The 23,149-nt window shown below is 72.2% G+C and carries 14 protein-coding genes and 1 pseudogene; 3 read left to right on the forward strand and 12 right to left on the reverse strand.

The features are described from left to right. Positions 1 to 4: 4 nt before the first annotated feature. From J2S55_RS35780 to J2S55_RS35805, 6 genes are all read right to left on the reverse strand, one after another. Complete coding sequence (locus tag J2S55_RS35780; RefSeq protein ID WP_306870131.1) at positions 5 to 1,279, reverse strand: ABC transporter substrate-binding protein; 1,275 nt, start codon at positions 1,277 to 1,279, stop codon at positions 5 to 7. Continuing rightward, the gene (locus J2S55_RS35785) at positions 1,272 to 2,543 is read right to left on the reverse strand and encodes a Gfo/Idh/MocA family protein (RefSeq protein ID WP_306870134.1); all 1,272 of its coding nucleotides are present in this window, start codon (positions 2,541 to 2,543) and stop codon (positions 1,272 to 1,274) included. The genes J2S55_RS35780 and J2S55_RS35785 overlap by 8 nt, the downstream gene beginning before the upstream one ends. 149 nt (positions 2,544 to 2,692) lie before the next feature. After that, the gene (locus J2S55_RS35790) at positions 2,693 to 4,699 is read right to left on the reverse strand and encodes a right-handed parallel beta-helix repeat-containing protein (protein WP_306870136.1); all 2,007 of its coding nucleotides are present in this window, start codon (positions 4,697 to 4,699) and stop codon (positions 2,693 to 2,695) included. Positions 4,700 to 4,743: 44 nt separating this feature from the next. Further along, on the reverse strand, positions 4,744 to 6,513 hold the full coding sequence (locus J2S55_RS35795) for a glycoside hydrolase family 35 protein (RefSeq protein ID WP_306870139.1): 1,770 nt from the start codon (positions 6,511 to 6,513) through the stop codon (positions 4,744 to 4,746). Positions 6,514 to 6,633: 120 nt separating this feature from the next. Next, on the reverse strand, positions 6,634 to 7,788 hold the full coding sequence (locus tag J2S55_RS35800; protein WP_306870142.1) for an ROK family transcriptional regulator: 1,155 nt from the start codon (positions 7,786 to 7,788) through the stop codon (positions 6,634 to 6,636). Positions 7,789 to 7,836: 48 nt separating this feature from the next. After that, positions 7,837 to 8,031 (reverse strand): hypothetical protein, encoded by a 195-nt coding sequence (locus J2S55_RS35805; protein WP_306870144.1) that lies wholly within the window; start codon positions 8,029 to 8,031, stop codon positions 7,837 to 7,839. Between the two features lie 22 nt (positions 8,032 to 8,053). Here J2S55_RS35805 and J2S55_RS35810 point away from each other — a divergent pair. Together J2S55_RS35810 and J2S55_RS35815 are read left to right on the forward strand one after the other, a co-directional pair. Continuing rightward, a pseudogene (locus J2S55_RS35810) lies at positions 8,054 to 8,521 on the forward strand (glycosyl hydrolase 2 galactose-binding domain-containing protein); the annotation flags it as partial. Next, positions 8,491 to 9,999: a beta-N-acetylhexosaminidase gene (locus J2S55_RS35815; RefSeq protein WP_306870149.1), complete on the forward strand. Its 1,509-nt coding sequence runs from the start codon at positions 8,491 to 8,493 to the stop codon at positions 9,997 to 9,999. The pseudogene J2S55_RS35810 and the gene J2S55_RS35815, both read left to right, overlap by 31 nt. Positions 10,000 to 10,225: 226 nt before the next feature. On the opposite strand, the gene J2S55_RS35820 is transcribed toward J2S55_RS35815, so the two are convergent. The 5 genes from J2S55_RS35820 to J2S55_RS35840 form a co-directional block, all read right to left on the reverse strand. Continuing rightward, positions 10,226 to 11,275: an FHA domain-containing protein gene (locus tag J2S55_RS35820; protein WP_306870151.1), complete on the reverse strand. Its 1,050-nt coding sequence runs from the start codon at positions 11,273 to 11,275 to the stop codon at positions 10,226 to 10,228. Next, the gene (locus J2S55_RS35825) at positions 11,272 to 12,081 is read right to left on the reverse strand and encodes a WD40 repeat domain-containing protein (protein ID WP_306870153.1); all 810 of its coding nucleotides are present in this window, start codon (positions 12,079 to 12,081) and stop codon (positions 11,272 to 11,274) included. Before J2S55_RS35825 ends, J2S55_RS35820 begins: the two co-directional genes overlap by 4 nt. Then, positions 11,969 to 14,395 (reverse strand): WD40 repeat domain-containing serine/threonine protein kinase, encoded by a 2,427-nt coding sequence (locus tag J2S55_RS35830; RefSeq protein WP_306870154.1) that lies wholly within the window; start codon positions 14,393 to 14,395, stop codon positions 11,969 to 11,971. Before J2S55_RS35830 ends, J2S55_RS35825 begins: the two co-directional genes overlap by 113 nt. A gap of 309 nt (positions 14,396 to 14,704) precedes the next feature. Continuing rightward, the gene (locus J2S55_RS35835; RefSeq protein WP_306870155.1) at positions 14,705 to 15,229 is read right to left on the reverse strand and encodes a transposase; all 525 of its coding nucleotides are present in this window, start codon (positions 15,227 to 15,229) and stop codon (positions 14,705 to 14,707) included. Next, entirely contained in the window at positions 15,226 to 15,792 is a 567-nt protein-coding gene (locus J2S55_RS35840; RefSeq protein ID WP_306870158.1) for a helix-turn-helix domain-containing protein, read from the reverse strand. Before J2S55_RS35840 ends, J2S55_RS35835 begins: the two co-directional genes overlap by 4 nt. 157 nt (positions 15,793 to 15,949) lie before the next feature. Here J2S55_RS35840 and J2S55_RS35845 point away from each other — a divergent pair, with 157 nt between their 5' ends. Next, positions 15,950 to 21,898 (forward strand): ATP-binding protein, encoded by a 5,949-nt coding sequence (locus tag J2S55_RS35845; protein WP_306870161.1) that lies wholly within the window; start codon positions 15,950 to 15,952, stop codon positions 21,896 to 21,898. 3 nt (positions 21,899 to 21,901) lie between these two features. Here the strand turns inward: J2S55_RS35845 and J2S55_RS35850 are convergent, their stop codons facing one another. Beyond that, positions 21,902 to 23,125: a cytochrome P450 family protein gene (locus J2S55_RS35850; protein WP_306870163.1), complete on the reverse strand. Its 1,224-nt coding sequence runs from the start codon at positions 23,123 to 23,125 to the stop codon at positions 21,902 to 21,904. Positions 23,126 to 23,149 lie beyond the last annotated feature (24 nt).

The following is a 23,149-nucleotide window of genomic DNA, read 5'->3' on the forward strand; positions in this document are numbered from 1 at the left end:
CGGCTCAGTTCTTGTTCGCGAGGTAGTCGGCGGTCGACTTCTTGCCCTCGGCGACGAACGCGGCGGCGTCGATCTTGCCGGAGATGAGCTTGTCGTGCAGCGGCAGGAACCGGTCGTTCCACCAGGTCTTGTCGGCGGCGGCGTCGTCGTAGGTGCGGTGCGTGGCCGCGGCCTCGGCGACCGCCTTCTGTACGGCCACCAGGTGCTCGGGCGCGGGCACGTCGGCCCGCGAGGGGATGTTCAGCGCGCTGGTGGAGATCTGCTCGACGTACTTCTTCTGCAGCGCGAAGGCCAGGAACTTCTTGGCGGCCGTCACGTTCGCGCCCTTGGCGTTGACGCCCCAGCCGAGCGTGCCGACCTCGACGGAGTTCTTGCCACCCGCCGGGAGCTGGAAGGAGGCGATCTTGACGCCCGCGGCCAGCTTGGGCTTGGTCTCGCTGGCCAGCCAGGTGCCGTTGAGGTTGAGGTCGTAGCGGCCCTGCGCCCAGGCGTCCTGGGCGGCGGGGAACTTGGTGGCCATGAAGTCCTTCTGGAAGTAGCCGCCCTCGGCGAGCTGGGCGACCTTCTGGGCCGCCGCGAGGACCTCGGGCCTGTCCCAGGCGGCGGCGTCGGTGGCCAGCGCCTTGAGGCTGCCGGCGCCGCCGGCCCGGACGAGGACGCTGTAGAACCAGTACACGTTGTAGAAGTTGATCGTGCCGTCCTGGCCGATCGGGACGCGGCCGTCCTTCTTCGCCCGGTCGAGGTAGGCGATGAAGTCCTCCCAGCTCTGCGGCGGGGCGCCGGCCAGGTCGGGGTGCTTGGCGGCGTCGAACCAGACGGCGGTGGAGATCACCGTGTGCGGGACGAACGCCAGGCCCTTGTCGTTGGAGGAGGCCTGCCGCACCGACTCGGGAAGGACGTCCTTGACCGTCTTGCCCTCGCCCGGCACCTCGGCGCCCAGCACGTCGTCCAGCGGGGCGACCAGGTTCTGCGCGGCGTAGGTGGCCAGGTTGTCGGTGGAGGTGTCGAACAGGTCGGGGCCCCGGCCCGAGGCCATCTCGGTGGACAGGTTCTCGTTGCCCTTGCGGCCGACGAACTTCACGTCGACCTTGGTGCCCGACTGCTTGGCGAAGTCGTCGAAGAGCGCCTTGATGATCTTTCCCTGCGGCTCGTCGGCGCCCCACGAGGAGCGGTAGGTCAGCACCTCCTGGACGGTGCCCGGGTCGCTGTTCTTCTTGCCGCACGCGGTCAGGCCCAGGGCGAGGGCTCCGACGGTGAGGACTGCCGTCAACTTACGCATGATGGGGGCCTTTCACGGGAGGGGTGAGGGGGACGACGGCCCCGGTGTGCCTGGCGCGTTCGGCCGCCCAGACCACCCGGTGCGTCGCGAGGCTTTCGTTACCGCTGGTCAGCACCAGCGAGGGGTCGCCGTGGGCGACCGCGGCGACGAACGCGTCGAGCAGCGCCTCGTCGCCGCCGCCGTGACCGGTGGCGGCCGAGGCGTCCGCGCCGGCGTGAGTGTCGATCACCGACACCTTGTCGGTGAGGAAGTCGTGCAGGCGCAAGGTCACGCCGTCGCCCTCGATCGAGCCGTGGGTGCCGAAGACGCGTGTCTTGCGGTGCTCAAGGGCGGCGAAGGCGGTGACCGTGCAGGTGGCGGAGGTGCCGTCGGCGAACTCCATGGTCACGACCTGCGTGTCGACCACGTCGTTGTCGCTGGCGTAGACGCAGCGGCCGTACGGTCCCTCGCGCAGCGCGGTCAGCACCCCGGCCTCGGTGTGGTCGTGCGTGACCGCCGACAGCGGCCAGAACTCCTTGAACGGGTCGCCCAGGCAGTCGAGGTAGATGCGCTTGGCCGAGTACGGGCAGGTGGACTCGACCGGGCAGTCGAGGCAGCGGTCGGCCGCGCCGGCGGGCCGCTGCTCGGCGCGGAAGTGCACCAGGTTGCCGAAGGAGGAGATCCGTTCGGGCAGCGCGCCCTTCACGTGGATGATCCAGTCCAGGTCGTGGCAGGCCTTGGCCAGCAGCATCGGGGCGGACTCGGCCTCGTTGCGCCAGTTGCCGCGCACGAAGGAGTGCGCCTGGTGCCACCAGCCGACCTGCTCCAGGTGCTGGATGTTCATCACCTGGCCGATGCGGCCCTCGTCGATGAGCGCCTTGAGCGTCCTGGTGTAGGGCGTGTAGCGCATGACGTGGCAGACGGCCAGCAGCACGCCGTGCCGCTGCGCGGCCTCGGCGATGGCGGTGGCGTCCGCCTCGGTCGGCGCCATCGGCTTCTCCAGCAGGATGTGGTAGCCGAGTTCGGCGGCGCGTACGGCGGGCTCGACGTGCATGCGGTCCTGGGTGGCCACGATGATCGCGTCGGCCAGTCGGTCGCCGGCCAGCAGGTCGCGCCAGTCCGCGAAGACGTTCGCGGCCGGGATGCCGTGCTCGTCCGCGAGGCTCTGCCGTCGGTGCGGATCCGGTTCGGCCACCGCGACGACGCGGGCCCGGCCGCTCTCCAGGGCGCGGCGGGCGTAGCCGAGCCCGCGCAGTCCCGCCCCGATGACGGCGAGTGTGACCATGAGTGTCCTCTCCGACTTATTAATGGTGCTTGGTTTTATTAGTTCACGCCGGAGACTGTCAAGGACGAAATCCGCGGAGGTCCGCGGCCGTGCCGAGGGTCGCCGAGGGCCCCGGCGGGCGTGGGCCCGCCGGGGTCGTCGGGCGGGGGTCAGCGGGTCGTGATCTCGTTGACGGACAGGTTGCCCCAGGTGCGGTTCGCCGCCTTGACGACCAGGCGCAGCTGGGCGGTGGTGACGGCCGCGGGCAGGGTCACGGCCCGGCGCTCGACGGTCGCCGTGTTGCTCGCCCAGGTGATCGCCGCGTCGGCCGCCTGGGTGGTCCAGGCCGAGCCGTTCCAGGTCTGGACGTCCAGCTTGGTGATGCCCTGGCCCTGGCCGAAGTGGGTGGCCAGCACCACCTCGGAGATCCGGCGGGCGCTGGGGAAGGTCAGCGTGATGCTGCCGGGCAGGGTGACGCCGGTGCTCGGGCTGGCCCACGTCACGTAGTCGGACCCGTCGGCGAGCGCCGCCGGGGTGGTCGACTGCCCGGCGCCGAACGTGGTGGTCGCGGCCGGGGCGGCCTCGTTCGCGCCCGGGCCGGCGGTGCGCTGCAGTCCGCCGAGGTCGGGCATGCCGGAGGGGAGCGCGGTGCCGACCGCGTCCCTGCCGCCGTCGGAGGCGACCTCCAGACCCTGGGCGAGCGCCGGCGAGGCGGCGGTCGGCAGGTAGCCGCCGAGAGCGGTGATCGAGGTGGCCGAGCCGGGCGAGGTCAGCAGCGGATCGTCGGTCAGCGCGGCCTTGTCCTTGGCCGGCACCGGTCCGCCGTGGAACAGGTTGCGGTCGTAGACGACCTTGCCGCTGTCGTTGTAGGGCAGGTTCGCGCCGTTGTGGATGACGTTGTTGCGGAACCTGACGCTGCCGACGGTGGAGTTCCACACCTTGACCAGGCTGAACGACGCCCGGTCCGGGTGGTCGCGGATGAAGGGCGTCAGCGGCACCCAGATGGTGTTGTTGTAGACGTCGATGTCGGTGGCGTTGGTCGACAGCGCGAACACCTGGTTGGCGTCGCCCTGGCTGACGTTGTAGCGGATCGTCGCCTCGGCGGGACCGCTGCCGGTGGAGACCGCGATGAAGAAGCCGCCCTCGTTGTCGTGGCTGAAGTTGTACTGCACCAGGCTGCGGTGGGCGGAGGCGTCGGCGTCGAAGGCGTTGCCGTCGCTGGCCAGGCCCCAGTACTTCGTCCCGGACACCTCGTTGAACTGCACCAGCGTGTCGTCGGTCCCGGCCCACCAGATGCCGACGTTGCCGTGGTTCTGCGCGGTCCTGTCCACCCGGTTGTGCTCGATGAGGGCGCCGGCGGCCTGCATGACCGTGATGCCGCCCGCGGAGATGTCGTGCACGTTGTTGCCGCGGACGACGACGCCGGTGCTCGGCGTCCACGGCCGGAAGTCGGCCGCGGGGATGCCCATGAGATCCTCCCACAGGGAGTTCCAGCCCTCGCGCTGCATCCACTGCGACCAGGTGACGATGCCGTACGAGCGGGAGTCGGCGACCTCGTTGTCCTCGATGCGCAGGCGCTGGTAGTAGGTGGGGACGTCCTTGCCCCGCGCGCTGACGATGATCCCGCCCGCCGACGGGTTGGACGACTGGTTGCCCGAGGTGGCGCCCTGGATGGCGTGCACGAAGTTGCCGCGGATGGTGATGCCCGGCACGGCCCCCACGTCGGCGGCGCTGACGCCGATGCCGATGCGCGGCGTGGTCCCGGAGCCGGTGTTGGTCACCTCCAGGCCGCTGACCTCGACGTCGTGCTGGTTCTGCAGTTTGACGGCGGCGTCCACCGCGCCCCCGCCCGCGATGAGCGGTTTTGCGCCGGTGCCGTAGGAGGTGAACGTGATCGGGGCGGTGCCCGTGCCCGACCCCTTGGGGGCCAGCTGGCCGTTCCACTGGCCGCCGGCCTTGAAGCCGACGGTGTCTCCCGGCTGGAAGGTCTGGGCGTTGACCTTGCCGAGGGTCTTCCAGGCCGTCGCGGGGCTGCGGCCGTCGGCGCTGTCATCACCGTTCGGATCGACGTAGTAGGCGCTGCTCGCCGCGTGCGCGGCGGGGGCGAGGGCCGGTAAGCCCGCACCGGCCAGGACGACCGCGAGGGCCGTCCCCGCCAGGCGTGAACCACGTGCCATGGTGCTCCTTCTCCTGTGCCTCAGGCCGGGCGGCCTGAGACCGGTCAGCTGCGGCTCTCTCCCAGGTCGGGGGCCGCGCGGATCTCGACCCGCGGCTGCGCGGGCGCCTCGTCGAGTTCCAGCACGACGAGTTCGTTGGCGCCCCGGCGCAGCAGCGGCCAGGGCAGGTAGAGGGTGACCTGCGGGCCGCGCGACCAGTAGCGGCCGAGGTTGAAGCCGTTGACCCAGACGTAGCCCTTGCCCCAGCCGGGCAGGGCGATGAAGCCGTCCCTGACCTCCTCGACGTGCAGGGTCGCGCGGTGGAACGACGGCCCCGCGGCGCTCGTGTCGCGCCCCCACGGCAGGCCCTCGACCGAGTCGAGCGGGACGGGGTCGATCTCCCAGCCGAAGACGGACTGCCGCTCGTGCCGCACGCCGCCGGTGACGCCCTTGCTCTCGCCCTGGACCGGGCCGTAGTTGACGCGGCCCATCGCCTCGACGATCAGCGTCACGTCCACGCCGCGCTCCGGGGTGGCCAGGGGCAGCGAGGTGACGGCGTCGCGCTCCAGGGTCGCCCGGTGGACGCCGTCGATCAGTACGCACGCCCGGTCGTGCAGCCCGGTGACCGTCAGCGGCAGCGCCTCCGGCCGGGGTCCGGGCACGTGGCCCCGGTAGACCGCCAGCCCGTATGCCTGGCCGAGCTCCTCGAACGTGCGCGGAACGGCGCTGCGCACCGTGCCCGTGGACAGCACGTCCAGGCAGTCCAGCAGGCTCAGGCGGGCCTCGCACGCGATCTCCCGCGCGGGCAGCGTGGCGACCGGCTCGCGGGACGGCTCGGGCGGCAGCGCCGTGTGGCGGCCGAGGACCTCGCGGTAGGCCCAGAACTTGGCGGTCGGCTCGCCGTGCTCGGAGATCGGCGCGTCGTAGTCGTAGGAGGTGACCGTCGGCTCGTACCGGCCGTCGGCCTGCTCGCCCCCCGCGTTCGCGCCGGCCATGAAGCCGAAGTTGGTGCCGCCGTGCGCCATGTAGACGTTGACCGACGCGCCCCGGGTGAGCAGCTCGTCCAGCAGCTTGGCGACCTCCTCGGGGTCGCGCACGTGGTGCTCCTCGCCCCAGTGGTCGAACCAGCCGTTCCAGAACTCCATGCAGAACTCGGGGTCGTCGCGGTTCCTGGCGAATTCGGCGAAGTGACCGGCCGGGTCGCTGCCGAAGTTGGCGGTCGCGTAGATCTCCGGCACGGTGCCGCCGGTGACCATGAGGCCCCAGCTCCCGTCGGAGGTGAACAGCGGCACGTCGATCCCCCTGCGGGTCAGGCCGCTCGCCAGGTGACGCAGGTAGACATGGTCGTCGCCGTAGGATCCGTACTCGTTCTCGACCTGCACCATCAGGACGTTGCCGCCCCGGCCGACCTGCCGCGCGGCGATGCGCGGGATCAGCTCGTCGAACCAGCGGTCGACGGGCTCCAGCCAGCGGGGGTCGTGGCAGCGCTGCCGGAACTCCAGCCAGGCCGGGATGCCGCCGTTCTCCCATTCCGCGCAGATGTAGGGGCCGGGGCGGACGATCGCGTACAGCCCGGCCTTCTCGGCGGCGGTGAGGAAGCCTTCCACGTCGGCCAGGCCGGTGAAGGTGAACTCGCCCGGACGGGGCTCGTGCAGGTTCCACGGCACGTACGTCTCGACCGTGTTCAGCCCCATCGCCCGGAGCTTGGCGAGACGGTCGGGCCACTGCTGGGGCAGCGTCCTGAAGTAGTGCATGGCGCCCGACAGCACCTGGAACGGTTCGCCGTCGAGGGTAAGGCCGTGGCGGGTGACTTGGAAGCGGCGGCTCATAGGCATGGAAGCGTTCTTCTCCTGCGCGTCGAGCGCCTGCTCGACTTACTAATGAAGCGAGGCTAAATATGTAGCGGAAAGCGCCTTCCCGTCAAGAGGCCACGCGTCCCCCCTCGCGCGCCCCCTTCAGCAGGGCTGGGCTTCGGGCAGCGTGGCGTCCACGTCGTAGAGGCGGGCGTCCACGTGGTCGAGCGCGTGCCGTACCGCGCCGAGCACGACCGCCTGGTCTCCCAGCGTCGAGACGGCCAGCTCCGGCGGCTCCAGGCAGAGCGGGTCGAGATGGCGGCGCAACGGCTCCAGCAGCACATCGCCCGACCGGGAGACGCCGCCGCCGATCACGACCAGGTCGGGGTCCATCGTCAGCACCAGCGCGGCGATGCCCTCGGCCAGGTCATGGGCATACTGCTCGACCGCCCAGCGCGCGGCGGGATCCCCCTGCCTGGCGGCCGCGAAGACCAGCCCGGCCACCTCCTCGGCGGCCGTCCCCGCGGGGAGCCCGGAGAATCCGGCCAGGTGCGAGGGGGCGCGATGCCAGCCGACCAGAGGCAACGCGCCGATCTCCCCGGCCATGCCGCGCCCGCCGCCGTACAGTTCGCCGCGGATCAGCAGGCCGGCGCCGGTACGCACGCCCGACAGCACGAAGACCAGGTCCCGCGCGCCCGTCGCGACGCCCATCCACCGCTCGGCCAGAGCCGCGAGGTTGCAGTCGTTCTCGACCAGGACCACGGGGCCGATGTCGTCGCCCAGCTCGGCCACCAGATCGACACCCGTCCACTCGGGCAGCGCCACGGAGAGCTTGACCACCCCCTCCCGCGTCACCACGCCCGTAGTGCCGACGCAGGCGGCCGTCAGGCGACCGGCTTCGAGACCGGCGTCCTTCAACGCCCCGCGGGCGGCGCTCCTGACCCCGTCCAGCCTGTCCGCGCGGCTCGCCTGCGACGTCAGCCGGGTGACGGACCGGCCCATGACCTGGCCTTCCAGGTCGCAGACGAGCGCCCGCACGGAGTAGGAGCCGACGTCCACGCCGAGCACGTGCCCGGCCTCCGCGCGGAAGCGGAACAGCCTCCTGGGCCTGCCCATCTGGCCGGTCTCCGGCGGCGACTCGGCCAGCCAGCCCGAGGCCAGCAGGTCCTCGGCCAGCCCTTCGACGGTGGGCCTGGACAGCCCGGCCCGCGAGGCCAGCTCGGTCAGGCCGATCGCACCGTGCCCGCGCAGCGCGCGCAGGGCAGTGACCATGTTGATCCGTCTCAGCCTGGAGGTGTCACTGCCGCGTACCCGCATGCCGCTCCCTTGATGACAACGTACTCAGACAAATGAAAACAGCCATCATTAGTAGGCCGCAAGTCGGAACGGGCCGCGCCGACCGCCGCTCCGCCAGGCCCCACCTGGCGAACGCGTGCCGGTGCTGGAGCGCACCCAGGTGATCACCACCAGGGTACGCGGACCGAGCCCGGCCTTGATCGCGATGACCATGCGGTCGGCCGTGGCCTTCCCCGGGGCGTCGTAGAGCCGGACCTTTCGCACCCGCGCGCCGGTACGGTTCACCTCGGCCTACACCGAGACCGAGGCGGTGCGCAAGCAGGTGGGGGACCGGCCCACCACCTGCACCGAGCCGTTCAACTTCGTGCGCAAGATGGCGTGCTCGTCCGGCTGGGACTGGGGGCCGACGCTGGTCACGGCGGGCATGTGGCGGTCCGCCTGCCCCGACCGCGACTTCGCCTGCCCGCCGCCCCGCATGGACGTCGAGGTGGTCCCCACCGCCACCGGCTGCCAGGTTATGATCACCGCGCGCACTCTGATCCGCGACCTGTATCTGCACGCCGACCGGCTGCACCCGGAGGCCGCCGCCGATCAGGGCCTGACCACCTTGCTGCCGGCGAGCGCCACACCATCGCCGTGCACGGCTGGACGGGCGGACCGGACCAGCTCGGCGGCGCCGTGCGCTGCGCCAACCCCCGTCGATCCGCCTGACCTGGAGTCACCGTGCACCTCATCCCCCGCCCGGCCCGCCTGACCACGACACCGGGCACCTGGCAGCTCACCGAGAACACCGGTCTCATCGCCGACCCCGCCGCCGGTGGGGCCGCCGAACTGCTGCGCGAGCTGGTGGGCAGACCCGCGGGCAGCAAGCTGGCCCCGGCCGCCGAGCCCGGCCCCGACACCATCCGGCTGCGTGTGGACCCGGCGCTCGCCGACGAGGAGTACCGCTTGTCGGTCTCCACCGAGGGCGTGGTGATCACGGGTGGCCGGCGCGGCCTGCCGCTCGCCGTCCAGACGTTGCGACAGCTCCTTCCCGCGGAGATCTTCGCCACCGGCCCGGCCGGGGGAGCGGCGTGGACGGTGCCGTACGTGGAGATCGAGGACGCGCCGCGCTTCGGCTGGCGCGGTGTGATGCTGGACGTGGCCCGCCACTGGTACCCGGTGGCCTTCCTGCACCGGATGGTCGACCTGGCCGCGTTGCACAAGCTCAACGTCGTCCACCTGCACCTGACCGACGACCAGGGCTGGCGGATGGAGATCGACCGCTACCCGCGCCTGACCGAGGTGGGGGCCTGGCGCGCGGAGTCGATGCTCGGCCACTACTCCGAGGGCCGCTACGACGGCGTCCCGCACGGCGGCTTCTACACCAAAAGCGAACTGCGCGACCTCGTGGCCCACGCGCGGACGCGCGGCATCACGATCGTCCCCGAGATCGACATGCCCGGCCACATGCGCGCCGCCATCGCCGCCTACCCCGAACTGGGCGACGACCCGGAACGCGCGCTGCCGGTGGCGACCGCCTGGGGCGTGCACGAGCAGGTGCTGAAGATGTCCGAGGAGACCATCGCGTTCTGCCGGCACGTGCTGGAGGAGGTGCTGGAGGTCTTCCCGAGCGAGTGGATCCACATCGGCGGCGACGAGTGCCCCAAACGCGAGTGGGAGGAGTCCGCGTGGACGCAGGCGCGCCTGCGCGAACTGGGCCTGTCGGACGCCCACGCGCTGCAGAGCTGGTTCATCGGCCGCATGGCCGACTTCCTGGCCGAGCGCGGGCGGCGGCTGATCGGCTGGGACGAGATCCTGCAGGGCGGCCTCGCGCCGGGCGCGACCGTGATGTCCTGGCAGGGCGAGCAGGGCGGCATCGACGCCGCCCGGGCGGGGCACGACGCGGTGATGTGCCCGCACACGCACACCTACTTCGACTTCTACCAGGCGGAACCGGACGGGGAACCGCTGGCCATCGGCGGGCTGACCACCCTGGAACACGTCTACGCCTACCGGCCGGTCCCCGCCGGGCTGGAGGCCGAGGCGGCCGGGCACGTCCTCGGCACGCAGGGCCAGCTCTGGAGCGAATACCTGCCCACCTCGGCCCACGTGGAGTACATGGCCTTCCCCCGGCTGTGCGCCCTGGCCGAGGTCGCCTGGGGCACGGCGGGCGAGTACGCCGGGTTCACCGAACGCCTGCTCGCCCACCGCCGCCGCCTGGACCACCTCGGTGTCGCCTACCGCCGCTGACCGCACTACGCGAACAGGCGGATCTCCTTCAGGCGGAGGGTGCGCGCGACCGGAGCACGCACACCCGGAACCTGCGGGCCTCGACCGGAGCCGGCAGCGTGATGACGCGCTTGGCGCCGACGGTGCCGCTGGTGACACGTTTCTTGACGGCACCCCAAGCAAGGCGACGCCCCACCGGCGCAGGCGCCCTGGATGCCCACGAGGTGGGGAAGTCAGAGGCGTGAGGTCACGGAGTCATGGTGCGGAGCGCGTCGTGGAGCTCGGCCGCGCTCTGGTAGCCGATCGCGGGCTTCTCCTGGAGCGCCTTGTCGATGATGGCGGCCAATGCCGCCGGGACTTCCGGGTTGCGGCGGCGGATCGGGACGGGCGGCGACTGTAGGACGACCTGCCACGGGTCCCTGCCGGCCGGGAAATCCCTCGGGTACCGCGCGGTCAGCGCGTGGTAGAGGCAGGCGGCGAGCGTCCAGACGTCGACCGCCGGCGCGGCGTTGCGGAAGTTGATGACCTGCTGGCGGGGCATGTACCAAGGCTTGCCCGCGGCAGTGCCGGTCCGGGTCAGGCCGCTGAGACCGGCCTGGTCGAAGGCCTTGGCGAGCCCGAAGTCGCCCACCTTCGGCAGCATCACCTTCAGCGCCACTTCTTCGCCGGTGCCCTGGTGGCGGGCGAGGAAGACCGCGCCCATCCCGCCGCGGCCGAGTTCGCGCAGGATCGTGTACCCGGCGATGGAGGAGAGATCGCGGCGACCGGCGTACGCGAGCTTCAGCAACATCGCGGCCACCGCGGCCGGTCTGGCCTGGCAGGCGGCGCAGACGTACTCACCGGACCGAGCGCCGACCTCGCTGCCCACCTCCCGGTCGCAGACCTTGCACCGGGGCAGCTCCAGCGTGCGCTGCACGCCACCCGCGGCGGGCTGGACACCGACTCGGAAAACTGTTTCGCCGATCCGGATCTCGTCGCCGTCGGACAGGTCGTGCTCCGGGAACGGCAGCGCCGCGGCTTCCTCAGGGGTCTGGTGTGCCGCGCGCTGGCCGATCTTCTCGCCGTTGACATAGGTCCCGTTGAGGCTGCCGAAGTCGCGGATGCGCGCGTCCGGGGGGTTGATGTCGAGCAGGCAGTGATGCCGGGAGACGGTACGGTGATCGGCGTCGTCCGGCAGTCGCGGCGCGCAGTCGTCGGCGCGGCCGAGCACACAGGTGGTTCGCTCGTCGAAGACGTACTCGGTGCGGGCGAGCTTGCCCTTGACGAGTTTCAGCGTGATGGTTGCCGGTCGCGTCATCGTCTCCACATCCTGCTCAACACCGTGCCGAGCCGCGCCCGGTGTCTGTCGCTCCCGCTGTCGGCCGGGACCGACAGTTCCCAATCGAATTCCCAGCGCTGGACGGTCCCGTCGCTCCCTGCCGACAGAGCGAAGTCGCCATCGGGTGCGAACGCCAGACCCACCGGACGTCCCTGATGTGTCTCCAGGGCACGCAGCAGCCGCCCGCTGGGGACATCCCAGACCCGGAGACGAGCGTCGTCGTCCGCCGACAGGACGGAGCGCCCGTCCGGGCTGAGCCTGGCATGCATGGGATGGCCGGGGTGCTCGAGGACCTGTACGCACTGCCCCGACGCGATCTCCCACAATCGGATGTTCCCGCGGGCGCAGGCGACCACGGATCGCCCATCGGCGCTCATGGACGCCGACGTCACCCGCTCGTCGGGCCCCTCCAGAACTCGTAGCCGTCGCTTCCCGCGGAGATTCCACAGCATGATCTTGTTGCTCCGGCCAACGGTGGCGGCGACCCGTTCGTCGGAGCTGACCCAGATCGAGTGCGCCAGGCCGCATTTCTCGATCGTTCGCAGGAGGCGGCCGTCGGCCAGATCCCAGAACTGCAGCTTCTCGTTGACCGCGGCCAGCGCGCGTCGCCCGCCGTCGTAGAAGCGCGCGGAGGTCGCGCCGTGAGTGCTCGCGAACATGACATGCAGGCACTCACCGGTGCCGGTGTCCCAGAGCTGAAGCTTGCCGTTGTGCCCGGCGGACAGCACCCGCCGGGCGTCGGCGCTCAGGGCGATGTCGTTCGTCGCGGTCGGAGGTCCGTCCATGACGCGCCGGCAGGTTCCGCCGGCGACGTCCCAGATCTGGATCCTCCCGTCGTAGTCCTTGACGGCCGCGATCGTGCCGTCGGCGGACAGCGCGACGTCGTATCCGGTGAAGGTCGTCGTGGGCCAGGCCGCCCGCAGGCCGGTGCGGACCGCGTGGCGGCTCAGAGCCCGCCAGGCGTCCAGCACCTGAGGCGAACGCTCGTGGCCGGGGATCACCCGTGCCCGGGTGAGCACGTCGAGCGCGCGGGGATGGCGGGCGGCGGCGATCTCCTGTGCCGCCTCGTTGACCAGAGCCTCGACCTCGCTGCCGAGGCGGCTGAGCTCGGCGTGCCGCCTCGGCTTGCTCGGCTGCGGAGCGGCGGTTGGCGGTGGCCGTCGAGGTGTCTTCCGCGCGGATCTGCCGGTAACGGCGCGCGCGCAGGTCCCAGTACCGGACCTCCCCGTTGGACTTGCCGGTGGAGAGCAGGAAATGGCCGTCGGCGGACAGTTCGATCGAACGTACACCACCGGTGTGCCTCTTGAGGGTCCGAGTGATCTGCCCGCTGTCGACATCCCAGATCTGGATCGGCCCGTCCGCGTTCGAAACGTACACGACGCTCGCGTCGGCGTTCAGCGCGACCGGATGGGTCACGTAGCCGAACTGGGGCGGCTGCTTGAGGGCGAACCCGCGCAAGCAGCGGCCGGTGCCGAGATCCCACAGCCGTAAGACGTGGTCCTTGCCGGTAGAGGCGGCGAAGCGCCCGTCCGGGGTGAGGGCGATCGAGCACAGCTCCTTGCGGTACCCGTTCTCGACGTGCGCCTCGATCGACCGGAGGCATTCCCCGCCGTGCAGGTCCCACAACTTCAGCATGCCGTCGCGGCCCCCGGTCAGCAGCAGCCGGCCGTCGGGGGTGAGGCTGGTCAGGACATAAGGGCCCATCTTGTACGGACCATCCGGATCAGTGAGCTCGTCGTCCCGATACAACGCCCACGGAATCGCCCTGGCCTCCACGCAGCGCGCGTCGGTGAGCCGCCCGGACCGGATGGTCCGCAGGACCGCCTGGACTTCGGGTTCCCCGGTGGCCTCGGCTCCTGACTCACCGAGAAGCTCGCCGGCCGAGGTGAGGTCGCCGCGTTCGAGGTGTGCCTGGGCGAGCAGGTGGCGCGCCTGCGAGGAGTCTCCTGCGTCGGTGCGGACCGCCTCGAGCCCGGTGATGAGTTCTTCGTCGGTGATCTCACCGTGGCGCCACCGATGCAGGCCCGTGTTGTAGGTGGCCTCCAGGTGCTGCGGGTCGACGGCCAGCGCCGCCGCGAATGCCTGCCGCGCCTCGTCCGTGCGGTCGAGGTCGAGCAGCGACACGCCTCGGTTGTTGAGCTCATCGGCACGCAGGTCCGCCGCGACCGGAACGGCCCGCGGATACGGGCTACCTGAGACCCGCTGATGGGCCTCGGCCAGGCCGGTGGCGACCTCGGCCATCGAGCGAGGCCGATCGGCCGGATCGAGGCGCAGGCACCGCTCCAGCAGGTCGGCGAGTTCGCCGGGCATGGCAGGCAGTCCGGCTTCCCCCGGCCCGTCGGCGCGGTAGGCCGACAGTGCTTCTCCCGCGACCGGCCCGGCCATCCAGGTGATCCCGCCGGTGAACATCTCCAGCACCGAGACCGCGAAGCTGTAGATGTCGGTGCGCCGGCCCAGCGCCTCGCCCGAGCTCTGCTCCGGCGAGGCGTACGCACGTGTCAGGCCACCGGTGGGGACCAGCACGCTGACGCCGGGCGCGCTCTCGTGTGCGGGCGTCGTCATGGCGACCGCACGAGCCCTGGCCAGCCCGAAGTCGGTCACCTTCGCGGTGCCCTCCTCGTCGATCAGGATGTTGGCGGGCTTCATGTCCTGGTGTACCAGGCCACGGCTGTGCGCGTGCTCGAGGCCCCACGCGATCTGGATCGCCAGGTCCGTGATGCGGGTGAGTGCTTCGCGTTCGATGCCTCCGTACAACCTGCGGTCGTCGATCCAGTCACGCAGGCTGCCGCCAGGCACGTACTCGGCGAATACCCGGGGAATGCCGCCGATCGTGCGGACGTAGTGGCAGGCGCACACGTTCGGGTGCAGCCCCAGTGACACCCACACCTCGGCCTCGGTGATGAACCGCTCGCGGTCGGCCGCGCCGCGGAACAGCTCCGGGCGGGGGCATTTCACCGCGAGATCTGTGCCCCACAGCAGGTGCCGGACCCGGTAAACCAGCCCCATCCCGCCGTGCTCGTGCACCCGCGTCACTTCGTACCGGCCGTCGATGACGTCACCGACTTGCCACAGCGACAGGGCCTCTGCGGGGTCGCTCATCAGCAAACCGTATCGTGATCTTCGAAGGGCCGCACTGTCGGGTATGCGCCGCCGGCCGTGCGCGGGCGTCCGGTGCCGAGGACGTGCCCGCAGGATGAGCGCCTGACCGTCGTCCGGTGCGTCGCCGAAAGAATCAGCGCTGGAGGCCGTACTCGAACTCGGCGACTCACGCCCTCAAGTGTTCCGTACAGCCCCAGCACCGGAACAGCTATACGGAACACCTTGACCTGGGCGTCCAGTCTGATCGCTCGGTGTTCCGGTGGGGGATCCCCTTACGGAACAGTTACTGAGTTCGTGGGCGTGATGTCGTCAGCGCGAGTCCGGTCGCGGTGAGGCATCCATCGATGACGTCGCCGCGGGTACTGGATCTCGCGGAGACTGCGGCGTAAGACGCGTATCAGGTGGTCGGGGTCGGTGAAGGCGGTATTGCACTGGCCTGCGCGCCGTACCAGTGACCAGATGCCCTCGACCGCCTTTGAGGTCGGGTGCGTAGTACGGCAGTTGGTAGGAGGTGATCCAGTCGCGAACATCGATGAAGACACGCAGCCGGGCGTCCACGTGCACGTTCACGTTGTCCCACACCAGCACGATCGGGCCGCTGAGCTGCCGATGGGCAACGATCAGCAGGTCGCGGTAGTCGGTCCAGGTGAAGCTGCGCCGGCCACCGCGCTGGTGATCCGCATGCCGTCTGGGCCGGAAGGTCAGACGTGCGCGTTCACCCTGTTTGTAGCAGGTCAGGGCAGCGATCGAGAACCGGCGCCGGGAGCGTCCTCGGAATCGGATCACGGGGGTGTGCCCACGCCGGGCCCAGGTACGGCAAGTGGGCGGCGTCATCGAGAAGCCGGCCTCGTCTTCGACGACGATCCAGGCCCCGAGCGTCGCCGCGGCGCTTCCACCTGCGACCAGGTCTCCTTCACCCAGCCGGTGACCGCGTCCTCGTCTCGCTCCAGTGCCCGTTTGGCCGGGACCTGATGGCTCCACCCGTTGCGTCGCAGCATCTGAGCGATGGTCGACAGCGTGAGGGTCTTGTGGAAGCGGTGCCCGATGAGCAACTTGATCCTCGCCAGGGTCCAGGTCTGCTCCAGCCGGCCGTGCGCGACCGGCCCTTGAGTCAACTCCTGTTCCAGCGCGGCAAACAGGGGCCGGCTCAGCTTGGGCCTGGAGGCCGGCCCCTTCGAGCCCAGGGCCTGTCGGCCGCCGTCCTGCCAGGAGCGGCGCCACCGTTGCACCGAGCGCACGCCGACTCGTAGCCGTTCCGCCACGACCCCGTCGTCCTGCCCACCGGCGAACATCGTGGCGGCCTCCAGTCGGATGCGCTCGCGAAATGCCCGCCGTTCAGCGGTCAGGCGCCACCTTGCGGATATCTCATAAGACAGGCGTACCGCGACGGCTACCACCTGTCATCCCTCCACGACATCACGCCCACGAACTCAGTAACAGCCGCCGCCGTCAACTGCTACAAATAGAACATTGAGGATGGGAGGGGTCCGGCTGACCGTATTCCGGACGGCCGGTGATCTTCGGAGCGGGCTGTCGGGATCGTAGGTGGTAGGGGTGGAATTCCGGATTCTCGGCCCGCTGGAGGCCTACGACGACGAAGGAGTCCAGCTCGACCTCGGCGGCCCCCGCCCCCGCACCGTCCTGGCCAGGCTGCTCCTCGCCGGCGGGGCGCTCGTGTCCGCCGACACGCTGATCGACGACCTGTACGCCGGATCGCCCCCGGCCAGCGCCCTGGCCAGCCTGCAGTCGTACATGTCGAACCTGCGCCGGGTCATCGAGCCGGGCCGCGACCCCCGCACCCCTCCCCGGCTGCTCGTCGGGCGCCCGCCCGGCTACCTGCTCGCCACCAGGAACGTGGACGCGATCAGGTTCACCGAGCTCATCGCCGGCGCCGAGTCCGCCCCGCCGGGCAAGGCGCTCGCCTCCGTCAACGAGGCGCTGCGGCTCTGGCGCGGCGAGCCGTACGGCGCCTCGTCCGACGCGCCGTGGGCCGTCGCCGACGCCAACCGCCTACGGGAGTTACGCCTGGTCGCGATCGAACGCCGCGCGCAGGCCCTGCTGGATCTCGACCGCCCGCAGGCGGTCATCCTCGACCTGGAGGTCGAGTCGGCCGCCAACCCCCTGCGCGAACGGTTGTGGAGCCTGCTGGCCCTGGCCCTGTACCGCACCGGGCGGCAGGGCGACGCGCTCGCCGCGCTCCGCCGCGCCAGGGATCTGCTCGCCGACCAGCTCGGCCTCGACCCGGGCCCCGAGCTGCGGGCGCTGGAGCACGACATCCTCCGGCACGCGGAGTCGCTGACCGTCCCGCCCTCGCCCGCCGCCGCGGCGCGGGCGCCCGCGCCGCGGCGGCTCCTGGTCGGCAGGGAGCGGCAGCTCGCGGAGCTGAAGACGCTCCCCGTGCGCGCGGGCCGGGAGGGCGTGACGCTCGCGGCGGTGACCGGCGAGCCGGGCATCGGCAAGACCTGCCTGCTGGAGGCGTTCCGTGACCACTGCGCCAACCTCGGCTACGTGGTGTTGTGGGGGAGCTGCCACCACGGGGAGGGCGCGCCGGCGCTGATGCCGTGGTTGCAGATCCTCCGGGCGCTGGAGGAGGTCTCCGCGCCGCCGGACCGCCGGGCGCTGGCCGGTCTCCTCGACGACGACAAGCCCGAAGACGTCACCGCGGCGGCGTTGCTCGACCGCAATCACGCCATCGCCCGCTGGCTCGCCGCGACCGCGCGGACCCAGCCGCTGGCGATCGTCCTCGACGACCTGCACGCGGCCGACCCCGCGTCGCTCGAACTGCTCAGGGACGTCGCCGTGCCGGCGGCGGGCGAGACGGCGAACGTCCCGCTGACGATCGTCATGGCGTTCAGGGAGACGGCGTTCCCCGAGGCGGCGGGGCACCACCTGTCGTTGAACGACGTGCTGGGGCAGCTCGCCCGCCACGACGTGCTGCGCATCCGGCTGACCGGCCTGGGGGCGGACGACGTACGCGCGATCGCCGCCGCCATGGGCGCCAAGGTGGACGAGCCCGCCGCCGCGCGCCTGTGTGAGCGGACCGGCGGCAACCCCTTCTTCGTGCGGGAGAGCGCGCGGCTGCTGGCCCAGGGGCGCGAGATGGAGGCTGTTCCACAGGCGGTGACCGTCCTGATCCGCTGGTGGCTGGGCAGGCTCGGCGCGCGGGTCAGCGAGGTCCTGGGCGTCGCCGCGCTGCTCGGCAGGCACTTCGACCCCGGCGTCGTCGCCGAGGTGTGCCAGGCGTCCGAGCCGGGCCCGGCCGAGGTGTACGACGCGCTGGACCGGGCCGCGCAGGCCGGGCTGGTCGTCTCCGGCGGGGCCACCATGGCCTTCGCTCACGACCTGGTCAGGGAGACCATCGTCCAGGGCATCCCGCCGCTGCGCAGGGTGACGATCCACCAGGCGGTGATGACCTCCCTGTCCCGCAGGCCGGGCGTGGACGTCTCCGTCATCGCGCATCACGCCGTCGAGGCGGGCCCCGCCGCGTACGCCGAGGCCGCGCGCTGGGCGCGCGCCGCCGCCGAGCAGGCGGGCCTGCTCATGGCCTACGAGGACGCCGCCGCCTGGTGGGGCCGCGCGGTGGCCGCGCACGGCGCCTGCGCGGGTGATCCCGCCGAGTACGTGGAGCTGCTCCTGCGGCAGGTCTCCGCGCTGCTGGAGGCCGGCGACCCGATCGGCGCGCGCGAGGCCCGCGCCAGGGCGGTGCGTGCCGCCGAGCGCACCGGCGCGAGCCCCGAGCTGACCGCCCACGCGCTCACCGCGCTGGACGCCCCGGCGATCTGGACGCCACGCGACCCCTACGGCACGGTGGAGCTGCGGCTGGTCGACAGGTTCGAGGCAGCGCTGCGGGCGCTGCCCGAAGGTGACCGGTCGGAGCGCGCCCTGCTCCTGGGCGCGATGGCGCACGAGCTGCCCGCTGACGACCCGCGCGGCGGCGCCCTGTCCGCCGAGGCCGTCGCGATGGCGCGCCGGCTGGACGACCCGCACCTGCTGATGCGCGTGCTCAACGCCAGGCACCTGGCGTTGCCGCAACCGCTGCACATCCCCGAGCTGCTCGAACTCGCCGAGGAGATGCACGAGCTGGCCCTGCGCACCCGCACGCCGGGCTTCGAGCTGCTCGCTCAGATGATGTCCGCGCACCACCGGCTGGAGCTGTCCGACCTGCCCGGCGCGGACGCGGCCGCCGCCCGGTGCGACGCCATGCTCGAACGGTTGTCCCTGCCCTGGCCGCGCTTCCAGCACACGCTGTGGCGGATCAACCGGCTCACCCTGGCCGGCCGGTTCGGCGCCGCCGAGGCGTTGTACGACGACGTCGAACGCCAGGCGGCCCGCATCGGGGTGTGGCACGCGGACCGGGCGGTCACCTTCGGTCGCCTGCTGGCGCACTACCACCGGGGCACCCTGGCGGAGGCGGAGCTCCCGGCCGACCTGGCGGACAGCCCGCATCCGAGCGCCGGCCACGACCTCAGGGTGCTGCACCTGTGCGCACTGGACCGGCGGGAGGAGGCCCGCGCGCTGGCCGCAGACGGCCGGCCGGCGCCGCCGCCGGACTTCTCCTGGCTGGCCGCGACCTGCCTCCAGGCCGCGGCGTGGGCCGCCGTCGGCGACGTGGCGGCCTGCCGGGTGAGCTATGCGGCGCTGCTGCCGTACTCCGGGCGGGTCGCCGCGGTGTGGGCGAGCTTCTGCATGGGGCCCGTCGACTGGTACCTCGCGCTGCTCGCCACCGCCCTGGGCGACCATCCTGCGGCCGTCCGGCACCTTGAGGCGCTGGCCGGGTCGGCGGGGCGGAGCGGGCTCGCGTGGTGGCGGGACCGGGCCTTGGCCGCCCTGCGGGACGCGGCCTCGCCCGGCGAACGGCCCTCCGGCGACCCGCCCCTCGACCTGGGCCCGCGGATCCCGGAGCAGGACATCGAGCGGGGCTTCGGGCAGGACTTCGCGCAGGATTTCGGGCGAGACTCCGAGCGGGGCTCGGGGCAGGGTTCCGGAAAGGGCTTGGGGCAGGAGCCGGGGCTCGTCGGGCGTGGCGCCGAGTCCGAGCTGCTCCGGCGGGCCATCGTGGCGGACGGGCACCGCGTGGTGCTGGTGGCGGGCGAGCCCGGCATCGGCAAGACGAGCCTCGCCGAGGACGCGGCGCGGCACGCCGCCCGCGTGGTGTCCGGCCGCTGCTGGTACGGCACGGGAGCACCGCCGTTCTGGCCGTGGACCCAGGTCGTCAGGCAGCTCAGCGGGCGGCACGGGGAGCTGGCGGAGATGGTGGGGGCGACGGGGGAGTTCGCGCTCTACGACGCGTTCGTCCGGCTCGTCGCCCACAGCGGCCCGGTCCTGGTGATCCTCGACGACCTCCAGTGGGCCGACGCGTCCTCTCTGCGCCTGCTGGAGCTCCTCGCCACCACCCGGTCGTGCCCCCAGCTCACCGTCATCGCCACCTACCGCGACACCGAGGTCGGCGACCCGCTCGCCCGCACCCTCGCCACGCTCGTCCGGCTCCCGCACGTCGAACGGATCATGCTGGACGGCCTCGGCACGGAGCCCATCGCCCAGTACCTGCGCAGGGCGGGCGCGGACGCCGCCCGGGCGGCGGAGGTCGCCAGGCTGACCGGCGGCAACCCCTTCTTCCTCGGCGAGGTCGTCCACCTGGGGGACGAGGCCCCGGCCGCCGTCGCCGACGTGCTGCGCGGACGCCTGGCCGCGATGCCGCCGGGAGCCGCCGACGTGTTGTCGGCCGCGGCGCTGCTGGGCCGCGACGCGCAGCTCGACGTGCTGCTGGACGTGGTGGACGGGCCGCGCGACGAGGTGCTCGAGGTGCTCGACGCCGCCGTGCAGGCGCGCCTGTTGACCGAGCGCGACCTCGTCTACCGCTTCGCCCACGACATCGTCAGGGACGTCCTGCGCGACGGGCTCGCCCCGCTGCGCAGGCGCCGCCTGCACGCACGGATCGCAGCCGCGCTCGAACGCCGTGGCACGCACGTCGCCGAGCTGGCCTATCACTACCGTGAGGGCCTGGTCATCGCCGGCATGACGGCCAAGGCCATCGAGTACGCCAGGCGGGCGGCCGCGCACGCCGTCGCCCAGTTCGCCTACGAGGACGCGGTCGAGCACCTGCGGCAGGCCCTGACGCCGGCCGGACAACTCCCGTCGGCCGACCGCGAGCTAACCTGCGATCTGCTGATGGAGCTGGCGGAGGCGCAGTCGGCGGCCGGGTTGAGCGCCCAGGTCCACCTGTCCCTGCGGCGGGCAGCCGAGATCGCGGACGATCTCGGCGACGACGAGCGCCTCGCCCGTGCCGCCCTCGGCTTCTCCGATCCGCTCGCCTGGGGCATGTACGAGGAATGGGCCGGGGGAGGCGCTCTGACCGGCCGGATCGAACGGGCCCTGCGCGCGCACGAGGGCGCGGACTCGCCGTGGCGCTCCCAGCTCCTCGCGGCCTCCGCCGTCAACGGCTTCTTCGCCCGCCCCGTCGGGGAGAGCGTCGCCCTCGCGGCCGAGGCCGTGCGGCACGCGCGTCGGCGCGGGGACGACAGGTCGCTGCTGCGCGGGCTGAGCGCGTACGAGATGGTCTCGCGCGGGGCGGCCACGCACGCCGAACGGCAGGCGGCGATCGACGAGATGCTCGAGGTGGCCCGCAGGACGGGCGACCTGGTCGCCGAGTGGCTGGCGCGGGAGGCCGAGTACTTCGAGCTGGTCAAGGAGGGCGAGACGGCGCTCGCCGACCCCCTCCTGGCGTGGCTGGCGGAGACGGCCCGACGGATCAGGCAGCCTGCGCTGCTCAGCATCACCGCGTGGTTGTCGGCCACGCGCGCGTACCTGGGCGGCGATCTCGACCGGGCGCTCGCGGAGGCGGAGGAGTCCGCGCGGGTCCACCCCGAGGGGGTGCTGGGCCGCGACGACGGTGCGGTGCGGGTGCGGCTGTTCCACTGCCTCGCCGCGCGCCTGCGGGGCGAGGCGGCGGAGGCGCTGTCCCTCGCCGAGCAGGCCCTGGAGGTCCGGCCCGGCCAGGCCGGATGGCTGGTGCTGCGCTGCGCCGCCCTGCTCGACCTGGGCAAACGCGACGAGGCCGCGGACGTCTTCGCCGGGCTCGCGCGTGACGGCTTCGCGGGCATCGAGGGCGACCTGGCGTACCGGTTCATCCCGGACCTGCTGAGCGAGACGTGCCTCCGCCTGGCCACACCGGCGAGCCTGGCGCACTCGGATGGCCCGGGGCGGTCGGAAGGGCCGCCGCAGTCCGGGGAGGGCGCCCCGGTCGCAGCCCAGGCCATGGCGTTGTACGACCGGCTCCTGCCGCATGCGGGCCGGTTGCTCGGCTGGTCGGTGACCGACCTGTGCCTCGGCCGGCTGGCGCTCGCCCGCGGCGATCACGCGGCGGCCGGCGCCCACCTCCGGGCGGCGCTCGCCTTCGTCCGCAGGTCGTCGGCCGCCCTCTACGAGCGGCCGATCCTCGACCTGCTGGACGGGACCGGCCGCCCGGCCCGCACGGCGTCGCGTCGTCCTGAACCCGCCGGGTGAGGCCTAAACCCGCCGGGTGAGGCCCAGGTTCACCGGCAGGGTCAGCGGGCCGTAGGTGATGAAGGACGGCGAGCAGGGCACGTCCTCGGGGTCGACCGCCAGGCGCAGATCGGGCAGCCGCCCGTAGAGCGCGGACAGGGCGATCGCCCCCTCCAGCCGCGCGAGCGGCGCCCCGACGCAGAAGTGCGGGCCGTGGCCGAACGCCAGGTGGGGCGCCGGCTCGCGGGTGATGTCGAACCGGTCTGCCCCTTCACCGTGTTCCGCGGTGTCCGTCGCGGCCTCCCCGTAACACAGCAGGAACGCGTCGCCGGCCCGGACGGGCACCCCGGCGAGGGTCACGTCCGTCACCGCGTACCGGAACGGGGAGGTGGCGATGGAGGGGCGGCTGCGCAGGGTCTCCTCCACCACCTGCGGCCACAGCCCCTTCTCGATCGCGAGCGCGCGCTGGCCGGGGTGGGCGCTCAGGGCCATGACGGCGTTCCCGAGCAGGTGCACGGTCGACTCCTGCCCGGCGATGAGCATCAGCCAGAGGATGGCCAGCAGCTCGGAGCCGGTCAGCCGGTCGCCGCCGTCGTGGACGCGCACCAGCTCGGAGGTGAGGTCGTCACCCGGGTCGGCACGTTTCCGCTCGACGAGCTCGTTCAGGCACGCACGCAGCCGACGGTCGGCCGCCGCGGTCAGCGCACCGTCTCCGGCCTGGGCGACCAGCACCTGGGTGCACTCCCGGATTAGCGGCCGCTGTTCCGCGGGAACGCCGAACAGCTCGCTGATGACCGCGATCGGCAGCGGCGCGGTGAAGGCGGACACCAGGTCCACCCCGTCGCCGGCGGCGACCACCTCGTCGAGCAGCCCGGCCGCGATCTTCTCGATCCGCGGGGCGAGCGCCTCGACCCGTGCGGGGGTGAACGCCCGCGAGATCAGGCCGCGCAGCCGGCGGTGGTCCGCGCCGTCCAGGACCTGGAGGTGCTCTCCTTCGACCAGCGGGCGCAACATCCAGCCAGGGGGGATGGTCCCGTCGTGCAGCGCCGCCCAGTGCCTGGGGGCGCGGCTGAACAGCTTGTTGTCGTTGACGAGGAGTTCGAGGATCGCCGCCTGGCTGGTCACCGCCCAGATGCGGACGCCGCCGGGAAGCTCGATGGGCACGACCGGGCCGAGCTCGCGCAGGCGGGCGAGGGTCCGGGGGATGGGCTCACCGGGGACGGGAAACGAAAACGGGTCAGTGGCCATGATTCTCCTGATTCTCGAAGGGGG

The sequence above is a fragment of the Streptosporangium brasiliense genome (assembly GCF_030811595.1).
In the GTDB taxonomy this organism is placed as follows: Bacteria; Actinomycetota; Actinomycetes; order Streptosporangiales; family Streptosporangiaceae; genus Streptosporangium; species Streptosporangium brasiliense.